This window comes from Pseudomonas putida, from assembly GCF_004357765.1.
GTDB lineage: Bacteria > Pseudomonadota > Gammaproteobacteria > Pseudomonadales > Pseudomonadaceae > Aquipseudomonas > Aquipseudomonas putida_U.
In genome coordinates, this window is record NZ_SMTE01000002.1 from 258,485 (window position 1) to 280,660 (window position 22,176).

The 22,176-nt window shown below is 64.2% G+C and carries 26 protein-coding genes; 23 read left to right on the top strand and 3 right to left on the bottom strand.

Annotated elements, in window-relative coordinates:
• The first annotated feature begins 28 nt into the window (after positions 1-28).
• The 13 genes from E2H86_RS03695 to E2H86_RS03755 all read left to right on the top strand — a co-directional run bounded on the left by E2H86_RS03695 (position 29) and on the right by E2H86_RS03755 (position 12,696).
• The gene (locus E2H86_RS03695) at positions 29-931 is read left to right on the top strand and encodes an energy transducer TonB (protein WP_133324830.1); all 903 of its coding nucleotides are present in this window, start codon (positions 29-31) and stop codon (positions 929-931) included.
• A 123-nt stretch (positions 932-1,054) separates the two neighbouring features.
• A complete protein-coding gene (locus E2H86_RS03700) occupies positions 1,055-1,624 on the top strand; it encodes a YqgE/AlgH family protein (protein ID WP_133324832.1) in 570 nt (189 codons plus the stop codon).
• Entirely contained in the window at positions 1,624-2,049 is a 426-nt protein-coding gene (gene ruvX, locus E2H86_RS03705; RefSeq protein WP_054900324.1) for a Holliday junction resolvase RuvX, read from the top strand. Before E2H86_RS03700 ends, ruvX begins: the two co-directional genes overlap by 1 nt.
• 54 nt (positions 2,050-2,103) lie before the next feature.
• Positions 2,104-2,622 (top strand): bifunctional pyr operon transcriptional regulator/uracil phosphoribosyltransferase PyrR, encoded by a 519-nt coding sequence (pyrR, locus tag E2H86_RS03710; protein WP_133324834.1) that lies wholly within the window; start codon positions 2,104-2,106, stop codon positions 2,620-2,622.
• A 14-nt stretch (positions 2,623-2,636) separates the two neighbouring features.
• On the top strand, positions 2,637-3,641 hold the full coding sequence (locus E2H86_RS03715) for an aspartate carbamoyltransferase catalytic subunit (RefSeq protein WP_133324836.1): 1,005 nt from the start codon (positions 2,637-2,639) through the stop codon (positions 3,639-3,641).
• Entirely contained in the window at positions 3,638-4,909 is a 1,272-nt protein-coding gene (locus tag E2H86_RS03720) for a dihydroorotase (RefSeq protein WP_133324838.1), read from the top strand. The genes E2H86_RS03715 and E2H86_RS03720 overlap by 4 nt, the downstream gene beginning before the upstream one ends.
• A 152-nt stretch (positions 4,910-5,061) precedes the next feature.
• Positions 5,062-5,592: an ATP-dependent protease subunit HslV gene (hslV, locus tag E2H86_RS03725; RefSeq protein WP_023533032.1), complete on the top strand. Its 531-nt coding sequence runs from the start codon at positions 5,062-5,064 to the stop codon at positions 5,590-5,592.
• Positions 5,593-5,666: 74 nt separating this feature from the next.
• On the top strand, positions 5,667-7,010 hold the full coding sequence (gene hslU, locus E2H86_RS03730; protein WP_133324840.1) for an ATP-dependent protease ATPase subunit HslU: 1,344 nt from the start codon (positions 5,667-5,669) through the stop codon (positions 7,008-7,010).
• Between the two features lie 137 nt (positions 7,011-7,147).
• Positions 7,148-7,525, top strand: coding sequence for a gamma-butyrobetaine hydroxylase-like domain-containing protein (locus E2H86_RS03735; RefSeq protein WP_133324842.1), 378 nt, complete (start codon positions 7,148-7,150; stop codon positions 7,523-7,525).
• A gap of 229 nt (positions 7,526-7,754) precedes the next feature.
• Positions 7,755-9,434 carry a class II poly(R)-hydroxyalkanoic acid synthase gene (gene phaC / locus E2H86_RS03740; RefSeq protein WP_133324844.1) on the top strand — a complete coding sequence of 560 codons (1,680 nt, stop codon included), beginning with the start codon at positions 7,755-7,757 and terminating at the stop codon, positions 9,432-9,434.
• Positions 9,435-9,495: 61 nt separating this feature from the next.
• On the top strand, positions 9,496-10,347 hold the full coding sequence (gene phaZ / locus E2H86_RS03745; RefSeq protein WP_133324846.1) for a poly(3-hydroxyalkanoate) depolymerase: 852 nt from the start codon (positions 9,496-9,498) through the stop codon (positions 10,345-10,347).
• 38 nt (positions 10,348-10,385) lie between these two features.
• Entirely contained in the window at positions 10,386-12,068 is a 1,683-nt protein-coding gene (phaC, locus tag E2H86_RS03750) for a class II poly(R)-hydroxyalkanoic acid synthase (protein WP_133324848.1), read from the top strand.
• Between the two features lie 13 nt (positions 12,069-12,081).
• On the top strand, positions 12,082-12,696 hold the full coding sequence (locus E2H86_RS03755; protein ID WP_133324850.1) for a TetR/AcrR family transcriptional regulator: 615 nt from the start codon (positions 12,082-12,084) through the stop codon (positions 12,694-12,696).
• 109 nt (positions 12,697-12,805) lie between these two features.
• Here E2H86_RS03755 and E2H86_RS03760 read toward each other — a convergent pair whose 3' ends face one another.
• From E2H86_RS03760 to E2H86_RS03770, 3 genes are all read right to left on the bottom strand, one after another.
• Positions 12,806-13,576, bottom strand: coding sequence for a phasin family protein (locus tag E2H86_RS03760; protein ID WP_133324852.1), 771 nt, complete (start codon positions 13,574-13,576; stop codon positions 12,806-12,808).
• Between the two features lie 10 nt (positions 13,577-13,586).
• Positions 13,587-14,006: a phasin family protein gene (locus tag E2H86_RS03765; RefSeq protein ID WP_133324854.1), complete on the bottom strand. Its 420-nt coding sequence runs from the start codon at positions 14,004-14,006 to the stop codon at positions 13,587-13,589.
• 105 nt (positions 14,007-14,111) lie between these two features.
• Positions 14,112-14,387 carry a polyhydroxyalkanoic acid system family protein gene (locus E2H86_RS03770; protein ID WP_133324856.1) on the bottom strand — a complete coding sequence of 92 codons (276 nt, stop codon included), beginning with the start codon at positions 14,385-14,387 and terminating at the stop codon, positions 14,112-14,114.
• Between the two features lie 126 nt (positions 14,388-14,513).
• Here E2H86_RS03770 and ubiE point away from each other — a divergent pair, with 126 nt between their 5' ends.
• From ubiE to E2H86_RS03820, 10 genes are all read left to right on the top strand, one after another.
• The gene (gene ubiE / locus E2H86_RS03775) at positions 14,514-15,284 is read left to right on the top strand and encodes a bifunctional demethylmenaquinone methyltransferase/2-methoxy-6-polyprenyl-1,4-benzoquinol methylase UbiE (protein WP_133324858.1); all 771 of its coding nucleotides are present in this window, start codon (positions 14,514-14,516) and stop codon (positions 15,282-15,284) included.
• Positions 15,284-15,907: a ubiquinone biosynthesis accessory factor UbiJ gene (locus tag E2H86_RS03780; RefSeq protein WP_133324860.1), complete on the top strand. Its 624-nt coding sequence runs from the start codon at positions 15,284-15,286 to the stop codon at positions 15,905-15,907. The genes ubiE and E2H86_RS03780 overlap by 1 nt, the downstream gene beginning before the upstream one ends.
• Entirely contained in the window at positions 15,904-17,523 is a 1,620-nt protein-coding gene (gene ubiB / locus E2H86_RS03785) for a ubiquinone biosynthesis regulatory protein kinase UbiB (protein ID WP_133324862.1), read from the top strand. The genes E2H86_RS03780 and ubiB overlap by 4 nt, the downstream gene beginning before the upstream one ends.
• Before the next feature lie 72 nt (positions 17,524-17,595).
• A complete protein-coding gene (gene hisI / locus E2H86_RS03790; protein WP_133324864.1) occupies positions 17,596-17,988 on the top strand; it encodes a phosphoribosyl-AMP cyclohydrolase in 393 nt (130 codons plus the stop codon).
• Between the two features lies 1 nt (position 17,989).
• Positions 17,990-18,325 carry a phosphoribosyl-ATP diphosphatase gene (locus tag E2H86_RS03795; protein WP_133324866.1) on the top strand — a complete coding sequence of 112 codons (336 nt, stop codon included), beginning with the start codon at positions 17,990-17,992 and terminating at the stop codon, positions 18,323-18,325.
• Between the two features lie 24 nt (positions 18,326-18,349).
• Complete coding sequence (locus tag E2H86_RS03800; protein ID WP_133324868.1) at positions 18,350-18,637, top strand: twin-arginine translocase TatA/TatE family subunit; 288 nt, start codon at positions 18,350-18,352, stop codon at positions 18,635-18,637.
• A 3-nt stretch (positions 18,638-18,640) separates the two neighbouring features.
• Positions 18,641-19,000 carry a Sec-independent protein translocase protein TatB gene (gene tatB / locus E2H86_RS03805; RefSeq protein ID WP_133324870.1) on the top strand — a complete coding sequence of 120 codons (360 nt, stop codon included), beginning with the start codon at positions 18,641-18,643 and terminating at the stop codon, positions 18,998-19,000.
• Positions 18,997-19,785 (top strand): twin-arginine translocase subunit TatC, encoded by a 789-nt coding sequence (tatC, locus tag E2H86_RS03810; RefSeq protein ID WP_133324872.1) that lies wholly within the window; start codon positions 18,997-18,999, stop codon positions 19,783-19,785. Before tatB ends, tatC begins: the two co-directional genes overlap by 4 nt.
• Positions 19,782-20,489, top strand: a complete 708-nt coding sequence (locus E2H86_RS03815; protein ID WP_133324874.1) for a 16S rRNA (uracil(1498)-N(3))-methyltransferase — start codon at positions 19,782-19,784, stop codon at positions 20,487-20,489. Before tatC ends, E2H86_RS03815 begins: the two co-directional genes overlap by 4 nt.
• 99 nt (positions 20,490-20,588) lie before the next feature.
• The gene (locus tag E2H86_RS03820) at positions 20,589-22,166 is read left to right on the top strand and encodes a methyl-accepting chemotaxis protein (protein ID WP_133324876.1); all 1,578 of its coding nucleotides are present in this window, start codon (positions 20,589-20,591) and stop codon (positions 22,164-22,166) included.
• Positions 22,167-22,176 lie beyond the last annotated feature (10 nt).

A 22,176-nucleotide genomic window follows, 5' to 3' on the forward strand; every position in this document is an offset into this window, starting at 1 on the left:
GCCCCGCCCTGCGGTTGCTGGATACCCGATGACGCTGCCTGCCGATATCCCCGCCGACCTGCTGCCACCCCGCGTTCGCCCGGTGGACCGGCTGGGCTTTACCTTGTTTCTGGCGGCGCTGGTGCATCTGGCATTGATCCTTGGCGTCGGCTTCGCCGTGGTCAAGCCGGCGCAGGTCCGTCACACCATGGACATCACCCTGGCCACCTTCAAGAGCGAGAAACCGCCCGAGAAGGCCGATTTCCAGGCCCAGGACAACCAGCAGGGTAGCGGCACGCTGGAGAAGAAGGCAGTGCCCAAGACCACCGAGGTGGCGCCGTTCCAGGACAGCAAGATCAACAAGGTCACCCCGCCGCCGGCCCCCAGACCCGAGGTCGCTCCGCCGCCAACGCCGAAGAAATCCGCCGTGGTGACCCAGGCGGCGAAACCGCACAAGGTCGAGACCAAGCCCAAGGAAAGCAAGCCGCAACCCAAGCCGGCGGCGACGCCGGATTTTGACAGCTCGCAGCTGTCCAGCCAGATCGCCAGCCTAGAGGCGGAGCTTTCCAACGAGCAACAGCTATATGCCAAACGCCCGCGCATTCATCGCATCAATGCCGCCTCGACCATGCGCGACAAGGGCGCCTGGTACAAGGAAGAGTGGCGCAAGAAGGTCGAGCGGGTGGGCAATCTGAACTACCCGGATGAAGCTCGCCGCCAGCAGATCTACGGCAACCTGCGGATGATGGTGTCGATCAACCGCGACGGCTCGTTGTACGAGGTGCTGGTGCTGGAATCGTCCGGGCAGCCAGTGCTCGACCAGGCAGCGCAACGCATCGTGCGACTGGCGGCACCGTTCGCGCCGTTCACCGGGGACCTGGCCGAGTTCGACCGCCTGGAGATCATCCGCACCTGGCGCTTTGCCCGGGGGGACCGGTTGTCGAGCAACTGATTGAATGGTTGGGGCGTTCGGGATGAGGTTTGCGGTGGGGCAGAGATCGAGCGCCGCAGACCTCCCGCCGAACGCCGCACAACCACCTTGTCAGCCTCGCCACCTGGCGCCACACTATCTCCCATGAAAACCCTCACGCCGAGCTATCTCAAGCATCAGTTCCTGATCGCCATGCCGCACATGGCCGATCCGAACTTCGCCCAGACCCTCACGTACATCGTCGAGCACAACGCCAATGGCGCCATGGGCCTGGTAATCAATCGTCCCCAGGAACTGAATCTCGGCGATATTCTCGAGCAGTTGCGTCCGGACGAAGCACCGCCGGTCGGCACCTTGCAAGTGCCGATCTACCAGGGAGGCCCGGTGCAGACCGATCGTGGTTTCGTGCTGCACACCAGCGAGTGCTCCTACCAGGCCACCATCGAGCTACAGGGCCTGTCGCTGTCGACCTCCCAGGACGTGCTGTTCGCCATCGCCGAAGGCGTAGGCCCCAAGCAGAGCCTGATCACCCTCGGCTACGCCGGTTGGGAAGCCGGCCAGCTGGAGGCTGAGCTGGCCGACAACGCCTGGCTCAACTGCCCGTTCGACCCCGAGATCATCTTCGACCTGGCCAGCGACCGCCGCCTCGACGCCGCCGCCGCCAGTCTGGGCATCAATCTGAGCCTGCTGACCAGCCAGGCAGGTCACGCCTGATGGCCGAACTGCGCCTACTGCTGGGCTTCGACTATGGCAGCAAACAGATTGGCGTGGCCGTCGGCCAGGTGGTCACCGGCCAGGCCCGTGAGCTGTGCACGCTCAAGGCCCAGAACGGCGTGCCCGACTGGGCCCAGGTGGAAAAACTCATCGCTGAATGGAAACCCGACGCCATCGTCGTCGGGCTGCCGCTGAACATGGACGGCACTCCCAGCGAAATGAGCGCCCGCGCCGAAAAGTTCGCCCGCCGCCTCAACGGCCGCTTCAACCTGCCGGTACATACCCACGACGAACGCCTGACCACCTTCGAGGCCAAGGGCGAACGCCTGGCCCGGGGCGGCCAGCGCGGCAGCTATCGCGACAATCCGGTCGATGCCATCGCCGCCGCCCTGCTGCTGCAGGGCTGGTTGGAGGCCAATACTTAATCCGCTGGCGCCGGGCCACCCCGGCGCGCGACCACTTACTGGAGCCCGCACGCAATGAGCCTACCCAATCCCGCCGAGCTGATCCGGCAGATGGCCGTCGACCTTCGCGCCCACCTGGCCCGCCGCGGCATCGGCGAACCCCGCTATATAGGCATCCGCACCGGCGGCGTCTGGGTCGCCCAGGCCCTGCAGCAGGAGATGGCCGACAGCAGCCCGATGGGCGTGCTCGACGTATCGTTCTACCGTGACGACTTCAGCCAGAACGGTTTGCACCCGCAGGTACAACCTTCGGAACTGCCGTTCGAGGTGGAAGGCCAGCACCTGGTGCTGGTCGATGACGTACTGATGAGCGGACGCACCATCCGCGCCGCGCTCAACGAGCTGTTCGACTACGGGCGCCCGGCCAGCGTGACGCTGGTCTGCCTGCTCGACCTGGACGCCGGCGAGCTGCCGATCCGTCCCAATGTGCTGGGTGCCACCCTGTCGCTGGCTGCCCATGAGCGGGTAAAATTGACCGGCCCCACGCCGCTCGCACTCGAGCGCCAGGACCTCGCTTCTGCCTCCGCCCTTTGAAAGAGTCCCCCGCGATGACGCCAATCGACGCCAAGCGCCCGCTGCAGCTCAATGACCAGGGCCAGCTGCGCCACTTCCTCTCGCTCGACGGTTTGCCCCGCGAACTGCTCACCGAGATCCTCGACACCGCCGACTCGTTCCTCGAAGTCGGCGCCCGGGCCGTGAAAAAAGTCCCGCTGCTGCGCGGCAAGACCGTGTGCAACGTGTTCTTCGAGAACTCGACCCGTACCCGCACCACCTTCGAGCTGGCAGCCCAACGCCTGTCCGCCGACGTGATCAGCCTCAACGTATCGACCTCCTCGACCAGCAAGGGCGAGACCCTGTTCGACACCTTGCGTAACCTTGAGGCCATGGCCGCCGACATGTTCGTCGTGCGCCACTCCGACTCCGGTGCCGCGCACTTCATCGCCGAGCACGTGTGCCCCGACGTAGCTGTGATCAACGGCGGTGACGGTCGTCACGCGCACCCGACCCAGGGCATGCTGGACATGCTGACCATTCGCCGGCACAAGGGCAGCTTCGAGAATCTATCGGTGGCGATCGTCGGCGATATTCTGCATTCGCGGGTGGCGCGCTCCGACATGCTGGCGCTCAAGGCACTGGGTTGCCCGGACATCCGCGTGATCGGGCCGAAGACCCTGATCCCGATCGGCATCGAGCAGTACGGCGTGAAGGTATTCACCGACCTCGCCGAAGGCCTCAAGGATGTCGACGTGGTGATCATGCTGCGCCTGCAGCGTGAGCGCATGGCCGGTGGCCTGCTGCCCAGCGAGGGCGAGTTCTACCGCCTGTTCGGCCTGACTACCGCACGTCTGGCCGCGGCCAAGCCCGATGCCATCGTCATGCACCCTGGCCCGATCAACCGCGGCGTGGAAATCGAATCGGCGGTGGCCGACGGCGCCCACTCGGTGATCCTCAACCAGGTCACCTACGGCATCGCCGTGCGCATGGCGGTACTGTCGATGGCCATGAGCGGGCAAAACGCACAACGTCAGTTCGACCAGGAGAACGCCCAGTGAACATCAGTATTCTCGGCGCCCGGGTCATCGATCCCAACAGCGGCCTGGACCAAGTCACCGACCTGCACCTCGATGGCGGTCGTATTACCGCTATCGGCGCCGCCCCGGCCGGTTTCAGCGCCCATCGCACGATCGAGGCCAGTGGCCTGATCGCCGCCCCCGGCCTGGTCGACCTGGGCGTGTCGCTGCGCGAGCCCGGCTACAGCCGCAAGGGCACCATCGCCAGCGAAACCCGGGCCGCCGTGGCCGGCGGTGTCACCAGCCTGTGCTGCCCGCCGCAGACCAAACCGATCCTGGACACCTCGGCGGTAGCGGAGCTGATCCTCGACCGCGCCCGCGAGGCCGGCAACAGCAAGGTCTACCCGATTGGCGCGCTGACCAAGGGCCTGGAAGGCGAGCAGTTGGCCGAACTGGTAGCCCTGCGCGATACCGGCTGCGTGGCCTTCGGCAACGGCCTCAAGGAAATCCCCAACAACCGCACCCTGGCCCGGGCCCTGGAGTACGCCGCCACGTTCGACCTGACCGTGGTGTTCCACTCCCAGGACCGCGACCTGGCCCAGGGTGGCCTGGCCCACGAAGGCGCCATGGCCAGCTTCCTCGGCTTGCCGGGCATCCCCGAAACCGCCGAAACCGTGGCCTTGGCGCGCAATCTGCTGCTGGTCGAACAAACCGGCGTCCGCGCGCATTTCACCCAGATCACCAGCGCCCGCGGCGCACGGCTGATCGCCCAGGCCCAGGAACTGGGCCTGCCTGTGACCGCCGACGTGGCGCTGTATCAGTTGATTCTCACCGACGAGTCGCTGCGTGAGTTCTCCAGCCTGTACCACGTGCAACCGCCACTGCGCACCGCTGCCGACCGTGACGGCCTGCGCGAAGCGGTGAAGTCAGGTGTGATCCAGGCGATCGCCAGCCATCACCAGCCCCACGAGCGCGATGCCAAGCTAGCGCCGTTCGGCGCCACCGAGCCTGGCATCAGCAGTGTCGAGCTGCTACTGCCGCTGGCCATGACCCTGGTCGAGGACGGCCTGCTCGACCTGCCGACCCTGCTGGCCCGCCTTAGCAGCGGCCCGGCTGCAGCCATGCGCCTGCCGGCGGGCGAGCTCAAGGTCGGCGGCCCGGCCGATCTGGTGCTGTTCGATGCCAAAGCGTCCACCGTGGCCGGCGAACGCTGGCTGTCACGCGGCGAGAACTGCCCGTTCATCGGCCACTGCCTACCGGGCGCGGTGCGCTATACCTTGGTCGATGGGCACATCTGCCACGAGGCTTGAAGGGAAGCGGCAAGCTGCAAGCCGCAAGAAGAAGCCGGTCCCGCCGATCTGCTTTTTCTTGGTGCTTGCAGCTTGAAGCTTGAAACTCTTCCCCCCTCCCCCCATATGAGTCTGCATCAGGCATTTTCGCCCCGCTGCGTGGAGACTCTCCCTTGACCACCATCGTTTCTGTCCGCCGTAACGGCAAAGTCGTCATGGGCGGCGACGGCCAGGTATCCCTCGGCAACACCGTGATGAAAGGCAACGCCAAGAAGGTCCGTCGCCTGTACCACGGCCAGGTCATCGCCGGTTTCGCCGGTGCCACCGCCGACGCCTTCACCCTGTTCGAACGTTTCGAAGGACAGCTCGAGAAACACCAGGGCCACCTGATCCGTGCCGCCGTCGAACTGGCCAAGGAATGGCGTACCGACCGTTCCCTGAGCCGTCTGGAAGCCATGCTGGCAGTGGCCAACAAGGACGCCTCGCTGATCATCACCGGCAACGGTGACGTGGTCGAGCCCGAGGACGGCCTGATCGCCATGGGTTCCGGTGGCGCTTACGCCCAGGCCGCGGCCCGCGCTCTTTTGAACAAGACCGATCTCTCGGCTCGGGAAATCGCCGAAACCGCCCTGAACATCGCTGGTGACATCTGCGTGTTCACCAACCACAACCTGACCATCGAGGAGCAGGACCTGGCCGAGTAAATCAGTTGTTTTGGCGTCCCGCTCGCAGCGGGACTTTTCCACACTGAATACTCCGCTCGAGGACCATTTTCATCATGTCCATGACCCCCCGCGAGATCGTCCACGAACTCAACCGCCACATCATCGGCCAGGATGACGCCAAGCGCGCCGTGGCCATCGCCCTGCGCAACCGCTGGCGGCGCATGCAGCTTCCCGTCGAGCTGCGCGCCGAGGTGACCCCCAAGAACATCCTGATGATCGGCCCCACCGGTGTCGGCAAGACCGAGATCGCCCGTCGCCTGGCCAAACTGGCCAACGCACCTTTCCTCAAGGTCGAAGCGACCAAGTTCACCGAAGTCGGCTACGTCGGTCGCGACGTCGAGTCGATCATCCGCGATCTGGCCGACGCAGCGCTGAAGATGCTGCGTGAGCAGGAAATCATCCGCGTGCGCCACCGCGCCGAAGACGCCGCCGAGGACCGCATCCTCGACGCCCTGCTGCCCCAGGCCCGGGTCAGCAGCTTCAGCGAGGAAGCCGCGCAGACCAGCACCGACTCCAACACCCGCCAGCTGTTCCGCAAGCGTCTGCGCGAAGGCCAGCTGGACGACAAGGAAATCGAAATCGAAGTCGCCGACAACGTCGGCGTCGAGATCGCCGCGCCACCCGGCATGGAAGAGATGACCAACCAGCTGCAGAGCCTGTTCGCCAACATGGGCAAGGGCAAGCGCAAGGCGCGCAAGCTCAAGGTCAAGGATGCGCTGAAGATGGTCCGCGACGAAGAAGCCAGCCGCCTGGTCAACGACGAGGAGCTCAAGGCCAAGGCCCTGGAAGCGGTCGAGCAGCATGGCATCGTGTTCATCGACGAGATCGACAAGGTGGCCAAGCGTGGCAACGTCGGCGGCGCCGATGTCTCCCGCGAGGGCGTTCAGCGTGACCTGCTGCCACTGATCGAAGGCTGCACGGTCAACACCAAGCTGGGCATGGTCAAGACCGACCACATCCTGTTCATCGCTTCGGGTGCTTTCCACCTGAGCAAGCCGAGCGACCTGGTGCCCGAACTGCAAGGTCGCCTGCCGATCCGCGTCGAGCTCAAGGCCCTGACTCCGGAAGACTTCGAGCGCATCCTGCAAGAGCCGCACGCCTCGCTGACCGAACAGTACCAGGCCTTGCTCAAGACCGAAGGCCTGAATATCGAGTTCGCCGAGGATGGCATCAAGCGTCTGGCCGAAATCGCCTATCAGGTCAACGAAAAGACCGAGAACATCGGTGCCCGCCGCCTGCACACCCTGCTCGAGCGCCTGCTCGAAGAGGTGTCGTTCAGTGCCGGTGACCTGGCCAGCGCCCACGACGAAGCACCGATCCGCATCGATGCCGCCTACGTCAACGGCCACCTGGGTGAACTGGCGCAGAACGAAGACCTGTCGCGGTACATCCTGTAAGCGGCAAGCTGCGAGCTGCAAGCGACAAGCTGGGCTGCGTCGCTTGCAGCGCTTCGATTCCAAAAAATGTTCACGGTCGCTTGAATATCACTTCCTGTAGCTTGAAGCTTGTAGCTTGACGCTCAGGAGAGATCCCCATGGCCCGCCTGCCCACCGCCATCAACCTGCACAAAGCCTCGAAAACCCTCACGCTGACCTACGCCCCCGGCGAGGTGTACCACTTGCCCGCCGAATTCCTGCGCGTGCACTCTCCCTCCGCCGAGGTCCAGGGCCACGGCAACCCGATCCTGCAATACGGCAAGCTCAACGTCGGCCTCAGCGGCCTGGAGCCAGCCGGCCAGTACGCGCTCAAGCTGACCTTCGATGATGGCCACGACAGCGGCCTGTTCACCTGGGAATACCTCGAACAGTTGTGCCTGCGCCAGGAACAGTTGTGGGCCGATTACCTCGACGAACTCCACAAGGCCGGAAAGGCCCGCGATCCGTCCGAATCGGTCGTCAAACTGATGCTCTGAAACAACAGTTTCTCAATTTAGAGCGCATTTTCTAATGCCATTTGTTTGAATGCCTTACAGACAGGCAGTCTTGCGCATTCGAGCAAAGTCGGGTAACCAATGGAACTGGAATCACCTGCCGTCCTGTACGGAATCCTCAGTAACACCGCTGTTTCTTATCACTGGTAACCCGAGTAGCAGTACCGGGCAGAACGACCGGTACTCGTCTCAGGACAACGGAGCGTCGTAGATGAGTAACAAGAACAACGATGAGTTGCAGCGGCAGGCCTCGGCGAACACTCTCGGCCTGAACCCGATCATCGGCATCCGCCGCAAGGACCTGCTCAGCTCGGCACGCACCGTGCTGCGTCAGGCCGTACGCCAGCCCCTCTTGAGTGCCAAGCACGCGGCGCATTTCGGCATGGAGCTGAAGAACGTGCTGCTGGGCAAGTCGAGCCTGCAGCCTGCCGGCGACGACCGCCGTTTCAGCGACCCGGCGTGGGCACACAACCCTCTGTACCGCCGCTACCTGCAGACCTACCTGGCCTGGCGCAAGGAACTGCATGACTGGATTGGCAATAGCGACCTACCGCCCCAGGACATCAGCCGTGGCCAGTTCGTCATCAATCTGATGACCGAAGCCTTGGCGCCGACCAATACCTTGTCCAACCCGGCCGCCGTCAAGCGCTTCTTCGAGACCGGTGGCAAGAGCCTGCTCGATGGCCTGTCCAACCTGGCCAAGGACCTGGTCAACAACGGTGGCATGCCCAGCCAGGTGAACATGGATGCCTTCGAGGTCGGCAAGAACCTGGGCACCAGTGAAGGTTCGGTGGTGTTCCGCAACGACGTGCTGGAGCTGATCCAGTATCGACCGATCACCGAACAAGTGCATTCGCGCCCCTTGTTGGTGGTGCCACCGCAAATCAACAAGTTCTATGTCTTCGACCTGAGCCCGGAAAAAAGCCTGACGCGCTTTTGTCTGCGCTCCAGCCAGCAGACCTTCATGATCAGCTGGCGCAACCCAACCAAAGCCCAGCGGGAATGGGGTCTGTCGACCTACATCGATGCCCTCAAGGAGGCAGTCGATGCCGTGCTGGCGATCACCGGCAGCAAGGACCTGAACATCCTCGGCGCATGCTCGGGCGGCATCACCTGCACCGCACTGGTCGGCCACTACGCCGCCCTGGGCGAGAACAAGGTCAACGCCCTGACCTTGCTGGTGAGCGTGCTCGATACCACGATCGACACCGAGGTGGCGCTGTTCGTCGATGAACAGACCTTGGAAGCGGCCAAACGCCACTCTTACCAGGCCGGCGTCCTGGAAGGCAGCGACATGGCCAAGGTGTTCGCCTGGATGCGGCCCAATGACCTGATCTGGAACTACTGGGTCAACAACTATCTGCTGGGCAACGAACCACCGGTGTTCGATATCCTGTTCTGGAACAACGACACTACGCGCCTGCCCGCCGCTTTCCACGGCGACCTGATCGAGATGTTCAAGAGCAACCCGCTGACCCGTGCCAACGCGCTGGAAGTCTGCGGCACCGCCATCGACCTGAAGCAGGTGCAATGCGACATCTATAGCGTGGCCGGCACCAACGACCACATCACCCCGTGGCCGTCGTGCTATCGCTCAGCACACCTGTTTGGCGGCAAGATCGAGTTCGTGCTGTCCAACAGCGGTCACATCCAGAGCATCCTCAACCCGCCAGGCAACCCCAAGGCACGCTTCATGACCGGCGTCGACCGCCCAGGCGACCCGTTGGCCTGGCAGGAGAACGCCGTCAAGCACGTCGACTCCTGGTGGCTGCACTGGCAGGCCTGGCTGAGCGAACGCGCCGGTGAGCTGAAGAAAGCGCCGACACGTTTGGGTAACCGCACCTATACCGTCGGCGAGTCCGCGCCAGGGACCTACGTTCACGAACGTTGAGCCTTGCCGCCGTGGTGGCCTAACGGCGCCACGGCGCTTTACCCAACACAGAGTCATGTGCATGCCGCAACCCTATGTTTTCAGGACCGTCGAACTGGATGGCCAATCCATTCGCACCGCCGTACGTCCCGGCAAGCCCCACCTGACGCCACTGCTGATCTTCAATGGTATCGGCGCCAACCTGGAGTTGGTGTTTCCCTTCATCGAAGCGCTCGACCCTGATCTAGAGGTCATCGCATTCGATGTGCCGGGGGTCGGTGGCTCATCGACACCACGCCATCCCTATCGCTTTCCGGGCTTGGCCAAGCTCACCGCGCGCATGCTCGACTACCTCGACTACGGCCAGGTCGATGCCGTCGGGGTGTCCTGGGGCGGCGCCCTGGCTCAGCAGTTCGCCCACGACTATCCCGAGCGCTGCAAGAAGCTGGTGCTGGCCGCCACCGCCGCCGGGGCCTTCATGGTGCCGGGCAAGCCCAAGGTACTGTGGATGATGGCTAGCCCGCGGCGCTACGTGCAGCCATCGCATGTCATCCGCATCGCGCCGCTGATCTACGGTGGCGCCTTTCGCCGTGACCCGGACCTGGCCCTGCACCATGCAGCCAAGGTCCGCTCGGGCGGCAAGATGGGCTATTACTGGCAGCTGTTCGCCGGCCTTGGCTGGACCAGCATCCATTGGCTGCACAAGATCCGCCAACCGACCCTGGTGCTGGCAGGCGACGACGACCCGCTGATTCCCTTGATCAACATGCGCCTGCTGGCCTGGCGAATTCCCAACGCCCAGCTACATATTATCGACGACGGTCATTTGTTCCTGATTACCCGCGCCGAGGCCGTCGCGCCGATCATCATGAAGTTTCTCCAGCAAGAGCGTCAGCGGGCGGTGATGCACCCGCGCCCTGCTTCCGGTGGCTAGACCCGCAAGCAGAACGGGGAAGACGAAGGAGTGTTGCCATGAAAGACAAACCGGCCAAAGGAACGCCATCGCTTCCCGCCACCCAGATGAACGTACACAACGCCATGGTCGGCCTGCGTGGCCGTGACCTGTTCTCGACCTTGCGCCACATCGGTCGCCACGGGCTGCGCAACCCGCTGCACACCGCCCGCCACATGCTCGCCCTGGGCGGCCAGCTGGGCAAGGTCATGCTCGGTGACACGCCGCTGCAGCCCAACCCACGGGACGCACGCTTCAACGATCCGACCTGGGCCCAGAATCCGCTTTACCGCCGTGGCCTGCAGGCCTACCTGGCCTGGCAGCGCCAGACCCGCCTGTGGATCGAGGAAAGCCAGCTCGACGCCGACGACCGGGCCCGGGTGCACTTCTTGTTCAACCTGCTCAACGATGCCCTGGCACCGAGCAACTCGCTGCTCAATCCACTGGCGGTCAAGGAGCTGTTCAACACGGGCGGTCAGAGCCTGGTACGCGGTGTCGCCCACCTGATCGACGACCTGCGCCACAACCACGGCCTGCCCCGCCAGGTGGACGATCGCGCCTTCGAGGTCGGCGGCAATCTCGCCACGACACCTGGGGCGGTGGTGTACCGCAACGAGCTGCTCGAGCTGATCCAGTACCTGCCGATGAGCGAGAAGCAGCATGCCCGGCCGCTGTTGGTGATCCCGCCACAGATCAACAAGTACTACATCTTCGACCTGAGTCCGAGCAACAGTTTCGTCCAGTACATGCTCAAGAACGGCCTACAGGTGTTCATGGTCAGCTGGCGCAACCCCGAACCGCGCCACCGCGAATGGGGGCTGTCGAGCTACGTCGAGGCCCTGGAGCAGGCCCTGGCTGCGTGTCGCAGCATCAGCGGCAATCGCGACCCCAACCTGATGGGCGCCTGCGCCGGTGGCCTGACCATGGCCGCACTGCAGGGGCATCTGCAGGCCAAGCGCCAATTGCGCCGGGTCCGCAGCGCGACCTACCTGGTGAGCCTGCTCGACAGCCAGTTCGACAGCCCCGCCAGCCTGTTCGCCGACGAACAGACCGTCGAAGCCGCCAAGCGTCGCTCTTACCAACGCGGCGTGCTCGACGGCGCCGAGGTGGCGCGAATCTTCGCCTGGATGCGGCCCAACGACCTGATCTGGAACTACTGGGTCAACAACTACCTGCTCGGCAAGGCGCCACCGGCTTTCGACATTCTCTACTGGAACGCCGACAACACCCGCCTGCCTGCGGCCCTGCACGGTGATCTGCTGGACTTCTTCAAGCACAACCCGTTGACCCACGCCGCCGGGCTGGAGGTGTGCGGCACGCCGATCGACCTGGGCCAGGTGAACCTGGACAGCTTCACCGTCGCCGGCAGCAACGATCACATCACCCCCTGGGACGCGGTGTACCGCTCGGCCCTGTTGCTCGGCGGCGACCGGCGCTTCGTGCTGGCCAACAGCGGGCATATCCAGAGCATCATCAATCCACCTGGCAATCCCAAGGCTTTCTATCTCGACAACCCTGCGCTGCCAAGCGATCCCCGCGCATGGTCCCACGATGCCCAGCGTCGCGAAGGCAGTTGGTGGCCAGTGTGGCTGGAGTGGATCACGGCCCGCTCCGGCCCGCTCAAAGCGCCACGCACGGACCTGGGCAACGCCACCTACCCAACGCTGGGCCCGGCGCCTGGCAGTTATGTACGCGCGCGATGAGCAAACGCCCCGGATGAAGACCCGCGACCGAATCCTCGACTGCGCCCTGCAGCTGTTCAACCAGCAGGGCGAACCCAACGTCTCGACCCTGGAGATCGCCAACGAACTGGGCATCAGCCCTGGCAACCTGTACTACCACTTCCACGGCAAGGAGCCGTTGGTCCTGGGCTTGTTCGAGCGCTTCGAGGAAGCGCTGCTGCCATTGCTCGACCCTCCGCTCGAGGTGCGCCTGGATGCCGAGGACTACTGGCTGTTCCTGCACCTGATCGTCGAGCGTATGGCGCAGTACCGGTTCCTGTTCCAGGACCTGTCCAACCTGACCGGTCGCCTGCCCAAGCTGGCGCGTGGCATGCGCAACCTGATCAATGCGCTCAAGCGTACGCTGGCGGCCCTGTTGGCCAGCCTCAAGAGCCAGGGACAGGTGGTGAGCGAGACCCAGGCACTGGGCCAGCTGGTGGAGCAGATCAGCCTGACCCTGCTGTTCTCGCTGGATTACCAGCGGGTGCTCGGGCGTGAGGGAGACGTGGGGATCGTCGTGTACCAGGTGATGATGCTGGTGGTGCCGCATCTGCAGGCACCGGCGCGGGAGGCGGCGGAGCAGTTGGCGCAGCGGTATCTGGAAGGGTAGGTCTGCGACTACGCAGTGCGCCCTTCGCGGGGCAAGCCCGCTCCCACAGGTACACCACCGCCCCAGAGAACGATGGAGTACCTGTCCCCGCGAAAGGCCCTACGCGATATCAGGCCTGGGTAGCAGCGCTTTCCGGCGCTGCGCTTGGCGCAGGTGCCGCATTGGAAGCCGGAGCGGCGCTGGCCGCCGGTGCTGCCGGTTTCGCCGCAGCAGGCTTGGCCGGCGCTTTTTTCACCGCAGGCTTCTTCGCCGCAGCAGGTTTGGCCGCTGGCTTGGCTGCCGCTTTGGCCGCAGGCTTGGCCACAGGTTTTGCCGCTGCCGTCTTCGCAGCCGGTTTCGCCGCTGCGCTTTTCGCCGCTGGCTTGGCCGCGGCCGCTTTAGCCGCAGGCTTGGCTGCAGCCTTGGCCAGTGGCTTGGCTGCGGTCTTGCCGGCCGCAGGCTTGGCCGCTGCCGAGCGCGAAGAAACCGGGGTCACCGAGGCGCCGGTCAGTTTCTCGATCTGCTTGGTCAGGCTGTCGACCTGCTGGTGCAGGGCCTTGATCTCGTTGCGGCTTGGCACGCCCAGGCGGGAGATGGCGCTGTTCAGGCGCTTGTCGAAAGCTTCTTCGAGTTCGCTCCACTTACCCAGTGCGCGATCCTTGACCCCCGAGACACGGGAGGTGGTCGAGGCCTTGGCGCCTTCGGTCACCTCTTCGGCAGTCTTCTTCGCCTGCTTTTCGGCCTTCTCGCCATCTTTTACCAGGGAGTCGAACAGTTTCGAACCATCCTGGTCGATCTTCGAGTAGATACCCAGGCCCGCCAGCCAGATCTTGCGGGAGTACTTCTCGATCCCGCCGACCCAGGAGCTGCCTTCTTTGTCGGTGTTCTTCTTGCCAGCCATCCTGCTCTCCTTATGGTTTGTGCGCGACGCGCTCGAGCAGCTCATGCAGCTGTTCAAGCTTGATGGACAACGCCTCAACGTCATGTTTAGACGGAATGCCGAGGCGATTCAAGGCGCGCCCCACCCGTGCGTCGAACGCCCGCTCGATCTTGTCGAGTTGCAGTTCCACACGGCCCGGCACGCGACTGACCTGCTCGGTCGCTTCCTCGATCTGGTGGTTGGCCGCGCCCAGCGCCTTGTCGACGCGCTTCTTGCCGCGTTTTTCGACACCTTCGCCAGCCTTGACCAGCTCCTTGAAGTAATCGGAGCCTTCCTGGCCGACCCGCGCGTAAGCACCGATACCTGCCAGCCAGATCTTGCGCGCGTAGCCACGCACCTCGCCCAGGGTGCCTGTGGCGTCGTCCTTTTTCTTCGCGTTCACGTTGGCCATGCTCATTGCCTCTTGCTCGTTCAGGGAGGGAGGATGCGCCCGGGGGGTCGGGCTTGAGCATAAGGTAGAGACCGAATTTAGAATCTTCACCCTAAGGTGAGGCGATCACGCCAGGGCCTTGTCCAGCGCCCGCTCGATTTCGCTCTTGATACTGCTGCCCATGATCGACAGCATCATGCCCAGCTTGAGGTCGACGCGGATGCGATCATCGAATATCTGCACGCTGCCGCTGGCACCGCTGCGCGCCACATCGACCCGGTCGCCGTTCCAGGTGGCCTTGAGATCGTATTCGCGGGCCAGCTTGTCCACCAGCGCTTCGGCCTTGGCCCGGGCGGCGTCGCGACCAAGGGAATGTTTGCGTTCGACGCTGATCTGAGTCATGCAGGCGATCCTGTACTGAAAAGACAATGGACGCATTATGCCCGTGCCCGGCGGGCGGTACACCCCGCCAAGACAAATCCGCCGGTTCACCCTAGAATGGCGGGTAATTTTTTCCGGTGAAGCGATATGAACGACCAGCGCAAAGGCGAACACGCCGAACCCACCACCCATTTCGGCTACCAGGATGTGCCCGAAAGCCAGAAGGCGAAGAAAGTCGCCGAGGTTTTCCACTCCGTGGCCGCCAAGTACGACCTGATGAACGATGTGCTGTCCGGCGGCATGCACCGCCTGTGGAAGCGCTTCACCATCGAGCTGTCCGGTGTGCGTAGCGGCAACCGCGTGCTGGACATTGCCGGCGGTACCGGCGATCTGGCCGCCAAGTTCTCGCGCCTGGTCGGTCCGACCGGCCAGGTGGTGCTCGCCGACATCAACGAATCGATGCTCAAGGTCGGCCGTGACCGCCTGCTCGACCGCGGCGTGGCGGGCAACATCGAGTTCGTCCAGGCCGACGCCGAGAAGCTGCCCTTCCCGGACAACCACTTCGACTGCGTGACCATCGCCTTCGGCCTGCGCAACGTCACCCACAAGGACGAGGCCATCCGCTCGATGCTGCGGGTACTCAAGCCGGGTGGTCGCCTGCTGGTGCTGGAGTTCTCCAAGCCGACCAACAAGTTCATGTCCAAGGCCTACGACGCCTACTCGTTCGCCTTCATGCCGCTGGCCGGCAAGCTGATCACCAACGATTCGGAAAGCTACCGTTATCTGGCCGAGTCGATTCGCATGCACCCTGACCAGGAAACCCTCAAGGCCATGATGGTCGACGCCGGCTTCGACCGCGTGACCTACCACAACATGACCAGCGGCATCGTCGCCGTGCACCGGGGAATCAAGCCCTGATGCTCCTGGCCGGGCTGCTCGCCAGCGTCGAACATGGCTTGAACCGGGTCCTGCGCATGGACAGCACGGCTCTGCCACGCCTGGCTGCGCTGGAAGGCAAGGTCATCGAGATCGACTGCCGCCAGCCGGCCTTGCAGGTATTCATCCTGCCCGATGACGACGGGCTGATGCTCGCCGGCCACTGGGAAGGCGAGGTTCACTGCAGCCTGCGCGCCCCGGCTGGTAGCCTGGTGCAATTGGCCGTGGCCGGTGACAAGACGGCCGTGCTGCACAGTCCCCAGGTCGAACTGCATGGCGACAGCGCCGTGCTGCTCGACCTGTTCGGCATCCTGCAGGACCTGGAGCTGGACTGGGAACACGAACTGCAACGCTGGCTCGGTCCGGTCGCCACCTCGCTGCTGGCCGGCCATGTACGCCTGCGTGCGCGCTGGACCCGCCAGGGCCTGGCGCGCTTCAGCCAGAACCTTTCCGAGTACCTGGCCGAAGAGTCCCGCACCCTGGTCGGCAGACGCGAAGGCGAAGCCGCCTTCAGCGAACTCGATGCCCTCAAGCTCGACATAGAACGACTCGAGGCGCGCCTGCAGCGCCTCTCCCGCCACCTTGATACCAGCGATAACGCATGAAGCTGCTCGCCGTCCGCCGTCTTTTTCGCATCCAGCGTGTGGTGATCCGCTACCGTCTCGATGACCTGTTGTTCGACCTGCCGCTGCCTTGGTGGCTGATGGGCCTGCGCCTGCTGATGCCCTGGCGCTGGCTGCCGCGCAAGGCCTCGGAGCTTAGCCGCGGCGCCCGCCTGCGCCTGGCCTTGCAGGACCTGGGGCCGATCTTCATCAAGTTTGGCCAGCTGTTGTCTACCCGCCGTGACCTGCTGCCCAACGACATCGCCGATGAGCTGATGCTCCTGCAGGACCGAGTCCCGCCCTTCGACCCCAAGCGCGCCGTGGCGCTGATCGAGGCACAACTGGGTGCGCCGGTCGCCCAGCTGTTCAGCCGCTTCGACGTCGAACCACTGGCATCGGCTTCGGTGGCCCAGGTGCACGCCGCACGCCTGAAAAGTGGCGAGGAAGTGGTGGTCAAGGTGGTGCGCCCAGGCCTCAAGCCTGTGATCGCCCAGGACCTGGCCTGGCTGTTCCTGATCGCCAAGGCTGCCGAACGCGCCTCGGCCGATGCCCGTCGCCTGCATCCGGTGGAAATCGTCGGCGACTACGAGAAAACCATCTACGACGAACTCGACCTGCTGCGCGAGGCGGCCAACGCCAGCCAGCTGCGGCGCAATTTCGAGGGCTCGGAGCTGATGTACGTGCCCCAGGTCTACTGGGACCTGTGCCGGCCCAAGGTGCTGGTGATGGAACGCATCTACGGGGTCCCGGTCACCGACATGGCGACCCTGGCCGATCAGCGCACCGACATGAAGTTGTTGGCCGAGCGTGGGGTGGAAGTGTTCTTCACCCAGGTGTTCCGCGACAGCTTCTTCCATGCCGACATGCACCCCGGCAACATCTTCGTCAGCACGGTCAAACCGTGGAGCCCGCAATACATCGCCATCGACTGCGGCATCGTCGGCAGCCTCACCGCCGAGGATCAGGACTACCTGGCGCGCAACCTGATCGCGTTCTTCAAGCGCGACTATCGCCGCGTCGCCCAGTTGCACATCGACTCGGGCTGGGTACCGGCGCAGACCAAGGTCAACGAATTCGAAGCGGCGATCCGCACCGTGTGCGAGCCGATCTTCGAGAAGCCGCTCAAGGACATCTCCTTCGGCCAGGTGCTGATGCGCCTGTTCCAGACCGCCCGGCGCTTCAACATGGAGGTCCAGCCGCAGCTGGTGCTGCTGCAGAAGACCTTGCTCAACATCGAAGGCCTGGGCCGTCAGCTGTACCCCGATCTGGACCTGTGGAGCACCGCCAAACCCTTCCTGGAGCGCTGGATGCGCGAGCGCATGAGCCCCAAGGCGGTATTCGGCAACCTCTACAGTCAGGCTGAACAATTGCCGCACCTGGCCGGCATGACCCGCGACCTGCTCGAGCGCCTGTCGCAACCCCACCTGCAAGACCCGGAACTGCCGGAGCGCCGTCGTCAGGGCGACCGCTGGGCGCTGCGCCTGCTCGGCGCCGGGCTGCTCGGCGGCGGTGCGGTGCTGGCCACGGGTGCCGCCGAAGCGGCCAGCCTGGCCGCCCCCGTTGCCTGGCCGGCGTGGCTGATGCTGGCCGCTGGCCTTTACCTGATCGTGCGCCAATAGCCAGCAACGCCGCTGACTGGCACACTAGCGCAAAGGGCCCGGTACGGGAGCGGGCCCGTTTTGGAGTCGACGATGAAAGACTGGCTGGACGAGATCAAGTGGAACAGCGACGGGCTGGTACCGGCCATCGCCCAGGACCACAAGACCGGACGCGTGCTGATGATGGCCTGGATGAACCGTGAGTCGCTGGCGCTGACCGCCGCCGAACAACGCGCCATCTACTGGTCGCGCTCGCGTGGCAAGCTGTGGCGCAAGGGCGAAGAGTCCGGCCATATCCAGAAGCTGCACGAAATGCGCCTGGACTGCGATGCCGACGTGATCATCCTGATGGTCGAGCAACTGGGCCACATCGCCTGCCATACCGGCCGCGAAAGCTGCTTCTATCGCGTCTTCGAGAACGGCCAGTGGAATACCGTCGACCCGGTCCTGAAGGACCCGCACGCCATCTACAACGCAGGACACTGACATGAGCGACACCCTCGCCCGCCTGGCCGAAGTGCTGGAGCAACGCAAGCAAGCGGCCCCCGACAGCTCCTATGTGGCCAGCCTGTACCACAAGGGTCTGAACAAGATTCTGGAAAAGCTCGGCGAAGAGTCCGTCGAGACCATCATCGCCGCCAAGGATGCCGCCATCAGCCACGATTGCAGCGATGTCATCTATGAAACCGCCGACCTGTGGTTTCATAGCCTGGTGATGCTCAGCGCCCTGGGCCAGCACCCACAAGCCGTGCTCGACGAGCTGGAGCGCCGTTTCGGCCTCTCGGGCCACGATGAAAAAGCCGCCCGGCAACCGTCGGCCTGACTACAAGCGTTCTAGGAGAACACCATGGGTATTTTTGACTGGAAACACTGGATCGTCCTGCTGATCGTCGTCGTGCTGGTATTCGGCACCAAGAAGCTGAAGAACCTCGGCGGCGACCTGGGCGAATCGATCAAGGGCTTCCGCAAGGCGATGAGCGACGAGGAAAACAAACCTGCCGAGCCAACCCCGCCACCGGCCCAGCCCGTGCCACCGGTGCAGTCTGCCCAACAGCAAACCAGCGCCCCGCAGAACCAGGGCCACACCATCGAGGGCCAGGCCCAGCCGGTCCAAGAGCCACAACGGAAAGACTGACCCATGTTCGGCATCAGCTTCAGCGAGTTGCTGCTCGTCGGCCTGGTCGCCCTGCTGGTGCTCGGTCCCGAACGCCTGCCGGGTGCGGCGCGTACGGCGGGACTGTGGGTCGGTCGGCTCAAGCGCAGCTTCAATACCATCAAGATGGAAGTCGAGCGCGAAATCGGCGCTGACGATATCCGTCGTCAGTTGCACAACGAGCACATCCTGCAGATGGAACAGGAAGCCAAGCGCATCCTCAACCCGCAGACGCCACCTGCTCAGGCACCCGCTACCAACGCGAGCGATGCGCCGAGCACGCCGGCAGCGCCGGTCAGCGCACCTGAGCAGCCCGAACAGCCCCAACCGCCGCGAGCCCCATGAGCGATAATCCGGAACACGACCAGCCCATGCCGCTGGTCTCGCACCTGACCGAACTGCGAACTCGCCTACTACGTTGCGTGGCGGTGATCTTCCTGATCTTTGCCGGGCTGTTCTCCTTCGCCCAGCAGATCTACACCCTGGTGTCGGCGCCGCTGCGCGACCACCTGCCGGCCAATGCGACGATGATCGCCACCGATGTGGCCTCGCCGTTCCTGACCCCGTTCAAGCTGACCATGATCGTCTCGCTGTTCCTGGCGATTCCGTTCATTCTCCAGCAGATCTGGGGCTTCATCGCACCTGGGCTGTATCGCCATGAAAAGCGCGTCGCCATCCCGCTGCTGGTGTCGAGCATCCTGCTGTTCTACGCCGGCATGGCCTTCGCCTATTTCCTGGTATTCCCGCTGATGTTCAAGTTCTTCGCCGCTGCCACACCCGATGGCGTGGCGATGATGACCGACATCGCCAGCTACCTCGACTTCGTCATGACGTTGTTCTTCGCCTTCGGCGTGGCCTTCGAGATCCCGGTGGCAGTGGTGCTGCTGATATGGATCGGCGTGGTCGACGTGAAATACCTGAAAAAAGCCCGCCCCTACGTGATCATCGGTTGCTTCGTGGTCGGCATGGTCCTTACGCCACCGGACATCTTCTCGCAAACGCTGCTCGCCGTGCCCATGTGGCTGCTGTTCGAGATCGGCGTGCTGTGTGGCAGCCTGATCCGCAAACGTGGTCACGACGAGCAACCGGCCGACGATCACAACGACCAACCGCCTGCGACCCAACCGTGAATCTGTTGCTGCTCGAGGAGGCCGATTTCGTGTCGGCCGACCGCGTCGTGTTGGCAGACCGGCGCTTCACCCACATGCAGCAGATCCATGGCGTGGTAGTGGGCGATACGCTGCGCGTTGGCCGTATCGGTGGGCTGATGGGCCAGGCCACCGTCATGCGCCTGGAACGGCACGAAGCCGAACTGCAGGTGGCCTTCGACCAATCGCCACCGGCCAAGCTGCCGTTGACCCTGGTGTTGGCCGTACCCCGGCCGAAGATGTTGCGTCGACTGTTCCAGACCATCGCCACTCTGGGCGTGCCTCGGCTGATCCTGGTCAACAGCTACAAGGTCGAGAAGAGCTTCTGGCAAACCCCGTTCCTCAGCCCCGAAAGCGTTCGGGAAAACCTCATTCTCGGCCTTGAGCAGGCGCGCGATACGGTGCTGCCCGAGGTGATCATCGAGAAACGCTTCAAACCGTTCGTCGAAGACCGGCTGCCGGCCATCGCCCACGGCACCCTTGGCCTGGTCGGCCATCCCGGCCCCTACCCAGCCTGCCCGCGCGCCGTGGAGGGCCCGGTAACCCTGGCGATCGGCCCTGAAGGGGGCTGGATTCCCTATGAGGTGGACCTGCTGACCAAGGCCGGGCTGGCCCCGGTGCAACTGGGCGACCGGATCCTGCGAGTGGAAACGGCAGTCACCGCCCTGCTTTCGCGAATTTTCTGACCAAACGGTTAGCTTTAAGCCATCAAGTTTCTCCGGCGTGGGCCGATGCCCTGGCATCACAACAACAATTCGTGCTGCCACATCGCCGGGGAGTCACCTATGTACCAATGGTTTGCCCAATCGCTGGGGAATGTAAGCGTCAATCGTAAACTGGGCCTGGGGTTCGGCCTGGTGCTATTGCTCACCCTGGCCATTACCGCCACGGGCTGGACGGGCATGGACAGCATCATCCATCGAGGTGACAAGCTGGGGAACATCTCGGTGATCCACCAGTACACTCAGGAGCTGCGCATCGCTCGCCAGGCCTATGCGCTCAATCCCGACAGCGCCACGGTGACGCAGTTGGAGGCAGCACTGGATCAGCTCGAACGACAGATCCAGCGCATGCAGGCAGTGATCGAGGAACCCCAGGACCACCAGCGCCTGGGACAGCAGCTCGATGCCGTGCGCCAATACCGACAGGCTTTCGCCGAGCTCAAGCAAGCAGGCAGCGCGGGCGCTGCGGCGCCCCAAGTGCTACAGCGCATGGCAGACCAAGGCAGCCTTCTGCTTGAGGCCAGCAAGGCCATGACCCTGTCGCAGACCAAGGTGCGCGATGACGGCGCTCGCCGGGCCAAGATGCTGCTGGCCGGGGCTACCGGCCTCGCCCTGCTCCTGGGGCTGCTCGCCGCCTGGTCGATCACCCGGCAGATCGTCGTACCGCTGCGCCAGACCCTGGCCGCAGCCGACCTCATCGCCAACGGCGACCTACGCGAAACCGCCCGAGTCGAACGGGGCGATGAGCTGGGCCAGTTGCAAGCCAGCATGCAGCGTATGACCCAACGCCTGCGGGAACTGATCTCCGGCATCGGCGACGGCGTCACGCAGATCGCCAGCGCCGCCGAGGAACTGTCAGCGGTCACCGAGCAGACCAGCGCCGGGGTCACCAACCAGAAGGTGGAGACCGACCAGGTGGCCACCGCCATGAACCAGATGACCGCCACCGTTCACGAAGTGGCACGTAACGCTGAGCAGGCGTCGGAGGCCGCACTCATGGCCGACCAGCAAGCCCGCGAAGGTGATCGCGTGGTCGGCGAAGCCGTCGCCCAGATCGAGCGACTGGCCGGCGAGGTGGTGAACTCCAGCGAGGCGATGAACCAGCTCAAGGCAGAAAGCGACAAGATCGGCAGCGTGCTGGACGTGATCAAGTCGGTTGCCCAGCAGACCAACCTGCTGGCCCTCAACGCCGCCATCGAAGCGGCCCGGGCCGGCGAAGCCGGACGTGGCTTCGCAGTGGTCGCCGACGAAGTGCGCAGCCTGGCCCAACGCACGCAACAGTCGACGGAAGAAATCGAAGAGCTGATCGCCAGCCTGCAGAATGGCACCCAACGCGTCGCCAGCGTGATGCAGAACAGCCGCGAGCTGACCGACAGCAGCGTCGAGCTGACCCGCCGGGCAGGCGGTTCGCTGGATACCATCACCCGCACCGTCTCGGCCATTCAGGCCATGAACCAGCAGATCGCCACGGCGGCCGAGCAGCAGAGCGCGGTGGCCGAGGAAATCAACCGGAGCGTGATGAACGTGCGGGACATTTCCGATCAGACGTCGGCGGCGAGTGAGGAGACCGCCAGTTCCAGCGTGGAACTGGCGCGTCTGGGGACGCATCTGCAGGGGCTGGTGGGGCGGTTCAAGCTCTGATCTGAGGAAT

Excerpts from the sequence above, each read along its gene's own strand:
- E2H86_RS03695 (WP_133324830.1), top strand. The coding sequence starts at position 29 with ATGACGCTGCCTGCCGATATCCCCGCCGACCTGCTGCCACCCCGCGTT.
- E2H86_RS03700 (WP_133324832.1), top strand. The coding sequence starts at position 1,055 with ATGAAAACCCTCACGCCGAGCTATCTCAAGCATCAGTTCCTGATCGCC.
- ruvX (WP_054900324.1), top strand. The coding sequence starts at position 1,624 with ATGGCCGAACTGCGCCTACTGCTGGGCTTCGACTATGGCAGCAAACAG.
- pyrR (WP_133324834.1), top strand. The coding sequence starts at position 2,104 with ATGAGCCTACCCAATCCCGCCGAGCTGATCCGGCAGATGGCCGTCGAC.
- E2H86_RS03715 (WP_133324836.1), top strand. The coding sequence starts at position 2,637 with ATGACGCCAATCGACGCCAAGCGCCCGCTGCAGCTCAATGACCAGGGC.
- hslU (WP_133324840.1), top strand. The coding sequence starts at position 5,667 with ATGTCCATGACCCCCCGCGAGATCGTCCACGAACTCAACCGCCACATC.
- E2H86_RS03735 (WP_133324842.1), top strand. The coding sequence starts at position 7,148 with ATGGCCCGCCTGCCCACCGCCATCAACCTGCACAAAGCCTCGAAAACC.
- phaC (WP_133324844.1), top strand. The coding sequence starts at position 7,755 with ATGAGTAACAAGAACAACGATGAGTTGCAGCGGCAGGCCTCGGCGAAC.
- phaZ (WP_133324846.1), top strand. The coding sequence starts at position 9,496 with ATGCCGCAACCCTATGTTTTCAGGACCGTCGAACTGGATGGCCAATCC.
- phaC (WP_133324848.1), top strand. The coding sequence starts at position 10,386 with ATGAAAGACAAACCGGCCAAAGGAACGCCATCGCTTCCCGCCACCCAG.
- E2H86_RS03755 (WP_133324850.1), top strand. The coding sequence starts at position 12,082 with ATGAAGACCCGCGACCGAATCCTCGACTGCGCCCTGCAGCTGTTCAAC.
- E2H86_RS03760 (WP_133324852.1), bottom strand. The coding sequence starts at position 13,576 with ATGGCTGGCAAGAAGAACACCGACAAAGAAGGCAGCTCCTGGGTCGGC.
- E2H86_RS03765 (WP_133324854.1), bottom strand. The coding sequence starts at position 14,006 with ATGGCCAACGTGAACGCGAAGAAAAAGGACGACGCCACAGGCACCCTG.
- E2H86_RS03770 (WP_133324856.1), bottom strand. The coding sequence starts at position 14,387 with ATGACTCAGATCAGCGTCGAACGCAAACATTCCCTTGGTCGCGACGCC.
- ubiE (WP_133324858.1), top strand. The coding sequence starts at position 14,514 with ATGAACGACCAGCGCAAAGGCGAACACGCCGAACCCACCACCCATTTC.
- E2H86_RS03780 (WP_133324860.1), top strand. The coding sequence starts at position 15,284 with ATGCTCCTGGCCGGGCTGCTCGCCAGCGTCGAACATGGCTTGAACCGG.
- ubiB (WP_133324862.1), top strand. The coding sequence starts at position 15,904 with ATGAAGCTGCTCGCCGTCCGCCGTCTTTTTCGCATCCAGCGTGTGGTG.
- hisI (WP_133324864.1), top strand. The coding sequence starts at position 17,596 with ATGAAAGACTGGCTGGACGAGATCAAGTGGAACAGCGACGGGCTGGTA.
- E2H86_RS03795 (WP_133324866.1), top strand. The coding sequence starts at position 17,990 with ATGAGCGACACCCTCGCCCGCCTGGCCGAAGTGCTGGAGCAACGCAAG.
- E2H86_RS03800 (WP_133324868.1), top strand. The coding sequence starts at position 18,350 with ATGGGTATTTTTGACTGGAAACACTGGATCGTCCTGCTGATCGTCGTC.
- tatB (WP_133324870.1), top strand. The coding sequence starts at position 18,641 with ATGTTCGGCATCAGCTTCAGCGAGTTGCTGCTCGTCGGCCTGGTCGCC.
- tatC (WP_133324872.1), top strand. The coding sequence starts at position 18,997 with ATGAGCGATAATCCGGAACACGACCAGCCCATGCCGCTGGTCTCGCAC.
- E2H86_RS03820 (WP_133324876.1), top strand. The coding sequence starts at position 20,589 with ATGTACCAATGGTTTGCCCAATCGCTGGGGAATGTAAGCGTCAATCGT.